We start from the raw sequence: 6,363 nt of genomic DNA on the forward strand, positions 1-6,363 counted from the left end.
GTCGGCGACAAAGCGTTCGGCGGTCAGCCCGGCACGGCCGAGGTAACCGCGCGCCAGGCCGATGCCGCCGATGCACAATTCACCCGGCACACCGGCCGGCAGCGGGTTGAGGTGCTCGTCGAGCACCCGGCAGATCACATTGCCCAGTGGCCGGCCAATCGGCGAACGCGCGCCATCGTCCACGGCGCAGTGCCAATGGGTGACGTTGATCGCGGTCTCGGTCGGGCCATACCGGTTGTGCAATTGCACCGCCGGCAGGCGTGCCAATACGCGGTCGCGCAGTTCGGCGGGCAAGGCTTCGCCGCCGGAGAACAGGCGGCGCAGGCTGGTGCATTCGGCTGCCAGCGGTTCGTCGATAAACAGCTGCAGCAACGGCGGCACGAAGTGCAGCGTGGTCACGCCATGTTCCTGCACCAGTTGCGCGATGCGATGCGGGTCACGATGCTCACCCGGCCCCGCCAGCACCAGACGGCAACCGGTGATCAGCGGCCAGAAGCACTCCCACACCGACACGTCGAAACTGATCGGCGCCTTTTGCATCAGCACGTCGCCGGCGTCCAACCGGTAGGTGGCCTGCATCCACTGCAAGCGCTCGGCCAGCGCCGCGTGGGTATTGCCCACGCCCTTGGGCTGGCCGGTGGAACCGGAGGTGTAGATCACATAGGCGAGGTTGTCGCCGTGCAGGTGCAGGCCCGGCGGCTGGCTTGGCCAGCTGTCCAGGTGCAGGCTGTCCATGGCAATCACGCACACGCCTGGGGTCGTCGGCAGACGTTCGAGCAGCGAAGTCTGGGTCAACAGCAGGTGCACGCCGCTGTCTTCGAGCATGAAGGCCAGGCGCTCGGCGGGGTAATCCGGGTCCAGCGGCACATAGGCGCCACCGGCCTTGATGATCGCCAGCAGACCGATCAGCAACTGCGGCGAACGCTCGGCGGCGATGCCCACGCACACGTCCGGGCCCACACCCTTGTCGCGCAGGTAATGGGCCAGGCGGTTGGCCTGGGTGTGCAGTTGGGCGAAACTCAAGCTGGCGTCCTGCCAGACCAGCGCCGGGGTGTCCGCGGTGTGCAGGCCGAGCAGTTCGGGCAGCCATTGCCGGGCCGGCGCGCACGGCGCCTGGCTCCATGGGCGTTGTTCGTCCTCTGCGCTCAGTGCCAGCTCGCCCACGGCGTGCTGCGGTTGCGCGCAGACCGCTTGCAGCAGGTGGATGTAATGTTCGGCCAGGCGCTGAATGGTGGCGCTGTCGAACAGTTCATCGGCGTAGTCGAACGACAGGCTCAAGCGCCCGTTGCGGTCCTCTTCGCTGTGCAGTTGCAGGTCGAACTTGGCTTCGCGGCTGTGCCACGGCAGCTCATCGGCGAGCAGGCCCGGCAGGCGGCGCAAGGCACTCAAGTCACGTTGCTGGTGGTTGAACATCACCTGGAACAGGCCCTGCTCACGCGCCTGGGGGAAGGCCTCCAACAGTTGCTCGAACGGCAGGTCCTGATGGGCCTGGGCGTCCAATGCAGCCTGGCGTGTCGCCGCCAACAGCTGGTTGAACGGCAGGCGCCCGTCAAGCTCGGCACGCAGCACCAGGGTGTTGATGAAGAAACCGACCAGGCCATGGGTTTCCTGGCGCGGGCGATTGGCATTGGGCACGCCGATGCGGATATCGCGCTGGCCGCTGTAGCGATACAACAGGGTCTGGAACGCGGCCAGCAGCAGCATGAACGGGGTGGATTCATGGGCGCGCGCGGTCTGGCCAATCGCGGCGCTGAGGGACGCGTCCAGGCGTACGGTATACCGCGCGGCGCTGTTGCGCACCTGCGTCGAGCGTGGGTGGTCGGTGGCCAGGTTGAGGGGCGGATGCTCCTCCCCCAGCGTCGCCTTCCAGTACGCCAACTGCCGCTCGCCTTCACCGGCGGCCAGCCACTGGCGCTGCCAGCTGGCGTAGTCGGCGTATTGCAGGGTCAGTGGCGGCAACTCAAGGGGCTGGCCCTGGACGGCAGCGGCGTACAGCCGCGAGAACTCGTCAATCAGGATAGTGAGCGACCAGCCATCGGCGATGATGTGGTGCAACGTCACCAGCAGTTGATGGTCCTCATCGTCCAGACGCACCAGGGTGACCCGCAGCAGCGGGCCTTTCTCCAGGTCGAACCGGGTACGCGCTTGATCTTCGCGGACCTGCTGCGCACGCGCCTGGCGCTCGGCATCGGGCAAGTCGCCGAGGTCGATGACGTGCAACGCGAAATCCGTCGCGGCCTCGACACGCTGAAAGCCCTGGCCATCGCGCTCGTAAAAGCGTGTACGCAAGGCTTCGTGGCGCTGGATCAACTGCTGGAAGCTTGAGCGCACGGCGTCTTCATCCAGCTCGCCGCGCAGGCGCAGGGCGCCGGGGATGGTGTAGGCGCTGCTGTTCGGGTCCAGTTGCCAGGTGATCCACAGGCGGTTCTGGGCCAGGGATTGCGGCAGGTCGTCCTGGCGCGACACAGAGGCCATCGCGCCCTGAGCAACGCCGCCGTCCTGTTGCAGGCGCGCGACGCTGGCGGCGAAGCCTTGCAGGGTAGGCGCTTCGAACAGCAGGCGCAGGTTCAGCTCCAGGCCCAGGGTTTCGCGCAGGCGCGCGACCACTTGGGTCGCGCTGATGGAGTTGCCGCCGAGCAGGAAAAAGTGATCATCGGCGGCGACCGTCGGCACCTGCAGTTGCTCGCACCAGATCGCGGCGATCCGGTTTTGCAGAACCGATTCCAGCGCGGCGTCACTGGCTGGCGCTTGCAGGTCGGGGAACTGCGCATAGCAGTCGAGACTGCCATCGGCATGGCGCAGCGCACACGCCGCCCGTTGCACCTTGCCGCTGGAGGTTTTCGGCAACGCGCCCGGATTGAGCAACACCACCACGCACGGCGCCTCCTGGCAGGCCTCGGCCACTGCCTGGCGAATCGCCTTGATCAGTGCTTCGGGCGGCAGGATTTTCTGCACGCTGCGGCTGATTTCCGCAGCAATGCCGATGCCTTCCACGCCGTGGTCATTTACCGCAAAGGCGGCTACTCGGCCCTTGCGTACTACCTCCACCTCACGCTCGATGGTTTGCTCGATGTCCTGCGGGTACAGATTGTGTCCGCGTACGATCAGCAGGTCTTTCAAGCGCCCGGTGATGTACACCTCACCGTCACGGATAAACCCCAGGTCGCCGGTGCGCAGCCAGGTCCGGCCGACGTGCTGGACGAAAGTCCGCGCGCTGGCTTCGGGGTTGCGCCAGTAACCGTGGGCAATGCTCGGGCCGCTGGCCCAGAGTTCGCCCACGCAATTGTCGGCCAACGCGCAGAGCGTGTGGGGATCGGCAATCAGCACGGCGTGGTCCGGCTGATGGGTGCCGCAACTCATGACCGCACTGCCCTGCCCCGGCTCGGCGCGGTTGGCGGCCAGCGCCTGCGCATCCAGGTGCAGCGCAGGGATGCCGTGGCCACGGCGGCCACCGGCGACAAACAAGGTCGCTTCGGCCAGGCCATAGGAGGCGAAGAAATTATTCGAGCTGAAACCACAGGCGGCGAACTTTTCGCCGAACCGTTCCAGGGTGTCCAGGCGGATCGGCTCGGAGCCGGAATAGGCCACGCGCCAGGTGCTCAGGTCCAGGCGTTCCAGGGCCGACTCGCTGACCCGCTCGCTGCACAGACGGTAGGCGAAATCGGGGCCACCGCTGATGGTGCCGCCGTATTCGCTGATCGCCTCGAGCCAGCGCAGCGGCCGCGCCAGGAAGTAGGCCGGCGACATCAGCACGCACGGCACACCGCTGAAGATCGGTTGCAACAAGCCGCCGATCAGGCCCATGTCGTGGTACAGCGGCAGCCAGCTGACGATCACATCGTCCGGGTTGAGGTCGATGCCAAAGCCGCGGCGGATCAGCACTTCATTGGCCACCAGGTTGCCGTGGCTGACTTGCACGCCCTTGGGCAGCGCGGTGGATCCGGAGGTGTATTGCAGGAAGGCGATGTCGTCGGGCTGCAGCTCGGGGGCGAGCCAACGGTCGGCAAGCTGTGGGTCGAGGGTGTCCACGCTCAACAGCGGCGGTGCGTTTTCGATCTGCGCCAGGCCATCGGCGAGGCTGGCGATGGTCAGCAGCCGGCGCGGCTCGGCATCGCTGATGATCGACAGCAAGCGCTCCTGATGATGGCGCTTGCTCGATTCCGGCGGGTAAGCCGGCACCGCGATCACCCCGGCGTACAGGCAACCAAAGAACGCCGCGACATAGTCCGGGCCGCTGGGAAACAACAGCACCGCGCGCTCGCCCATCGCGACATCGGCTTGCAAGGCGGCGGCGATGGTGCGCGCGCGTTGGTCCAGGTCACGGTAGCTGAGCACCACGCTGTGCTCGGCGGACTCGGCCAGAAAGCGCAGGGCCAGGCGGTCCGGCGTCTGCGCGGCACGGCGCTGGAGGGACTGGACCAGAGTGCGGGGAAGTTCGAAGGCGTCCATCATGGGGTTCCTGCCTGAAATCGGCTTACGGGAAATTCGGGAAATCGGTGAGGTTCAGCCGGCGACGCGCTGGCGCGCCGCGCCACTGCGCCAACGGGCCAGGTGGGCCTCGGCATAGCGCCGCATACAGCACAGCACGACGCTTTCGTGCTGCACGAGAAAGAAGTGATGCCCCTCGAACATGTCGAGGGAAAAGCCGCTGGCGGCTTCGAGCTGCCAGTCCAGCAATTGGTCGGCGCGCACGCTGTCCTGCTTGCCGCCAAAGACATGGATCGGCACGTCCAGCGGCTCGCGTTCGCCATAGGTAAAGCTGCCGCACAGCAGGAAATCGGCGCGCAGGATCGGCAGCATCAACTGCATCAATTCGGGATTGGCCAAGGCGTCTTCGGCAGTGCCCTGCAGCTCACGCAAGCGGGCGATCAACTGCACGTCGGTTTTTTCGATGGCGTAGTCACTGACATCGCGCCGCGCCGGGCCGGCGGTGCCGGAGACAAACAACGCCAGCGGCGCCGGCACATTGCGCGCGTTCAAGGCATGCGCCAGCTCGAACGCCAGCAGGCCGCCGAGGCTGTGGCCGAACAACGCATAAGGGCCATTCAGGTCGCGGCTGATTTCATTGGCGAGCTGGGCAGCCAGGGCCTTGATATCGCGCTGCAGCGGTTCGCCCATGCGCATGCCCCGCCCCGGCAGCTCCAGTGGGCATACCTGCAACCAGTCCGGCAACACGCGGCGCCAACGGGCGTAGACCGAGGCACTGGCGCCCGAATGGGGCAGGCAAAACAGGCGCAGCGGCGTTGGGGTACTCATCACCCGAGAACTCCACGCTGAAACACGCTGTGTGCACGATAAAAACCCATTTCGCCCTCCTGCGGGTGCTGATCCCTGGCCGTTTGCTAACGAACCTTTCACCCAGAAGAACGGACGGCCCCGGCAAATAATTAGTCGCCGGGGACAAGCGAGACGCGGTTCACACCTTACCCAAAGGCATAAGATTAGTTCGCCTTCTCATTTGACAATCATTATCATTCAGCATAATTTGTTGCCCGATGTGTAGGAGGCCTCAGCAGGGACGCCCTCCCCCAACCTTTTTGCAACAAGGTGATTTCCATGACGGAACAAGTATCCACAGGCAGGTGCGACTCACCCCTTCTCCAGGCATTCGTCGACAATCGACTGATCCTGGTGAAGATCGCAGCGCGTATTACCGGCTGCCGTTCCCGTGCCGAGGATGTGGTGCAGGACGCCTACTTTCGGCTGCAATCGGCGCCGACCATCACCTCTTCGTTCAAGGCACAACTGAGTTATCTGTTCCAGATCGTGCGCAACCTGGCGATCGACCACTACCGCAAGCAGGCCCTGGAGCTCAAATACTCCGGTACCGAAGAGGAAGGCTTGAATGTGGTTATCCACGGCGCTTCACCGGAAACCTCCCACATCAATTTCAACACCCTGGAAAACATCGCCGACGCCCTGACCGAACTGCCACAGCGCACCCGCTACGCCTTCGAGATGTACCGCCTGCACGGCGTGCCGCAGAAAGACATCGCCAAGGAACTCGGGGTCTCGCCGACGCTGGTGAACTTCATGATCCGCGATGCGCTGGTGCACTGCCGCAAAGTGTCGGGCAGCCACAGCGATACGTTTGCGCGCAGGGTTTGAACAACACACAAACCACTGTGGGAGGGGGCTTGCCCGCGATGCGGTGTGTCAGTTAGCTCTGATTTAGCTGACACACCGCTATCGGGGGCAAGCCCCCTCCCACATTTGGACCGGGATCGACACAAAATACCGGTCGGCTCCAAGGCCGCCGCGCTTTTGCTTTTGATCTGCTTTTGATCTCAGGCGCCCCGTTAAACCACGCTGGCCGAACGCAGGCTTGAATCCGTGGGCAACCCGGCAGGACGCCGGGTTAGC

The 6,363-nt window shown here is 64.9% G+C and carries 3 protein-coding genes; 1 reads left to right on the forward strand and 2 read right to left on the reverse strand.

The window, feature by feature from the left end:
• Together BFP96_RS01145 and BFP96_RS01150 are read right to left on the reverse strand one after the other, a co-directional pair.
• A partial coding sequence (locus BFP96_RS01145; protein WP_139113303.1) for a non-ribosomal peptide synthetase occupies window positions 1-4,452 on the reverse strand: 4,452 nt, incomplete at its 3' end.
• A 51-nt stretch (window positions 4,453-4,503) separates the two neighbouring features.
• On the reverse strand, window positions 4,504-5,256 hold the full coding sequence (locus BFP96_RS01150) for a thioesterase II family protein (protein WP_065935422.1): 753 nt from the start codon (window positions 5,254-5,256) through the stop codon (window positions 4,504-4,506).
• 300 nt (window positions 5,257-5,556) lie between these two features.
• On the opposite strand from BFP96_RS01150, the gene BFP96_RS01155 reads away from it, so the two are divergent.
• Window positions 5,557-6,108, forward strand: a complete 552-nt coding sequence (locus tag BFP96_RS01155; protein ID WP_005789991.1) for an RNA polymerase factor sigma-70 — start codon at window positions 5,557-5,559, stop codon at window positions 6,106-6,108.
• Window positions 6,109-6,363 lie beyond the last annotated feature (255 nt).

It is taken from the genome of Pseudomonas sp. 34 E 7, from assembly GCF_900005715.1.
GTDB classification, from domain to species: Bacteria; Pseudomonadota; Gammaproteobacteria; order Pseudomonadales; family Pseudomonadaceae; genus Aquipseudomonas; species Aquipseudomonas orientalis_A.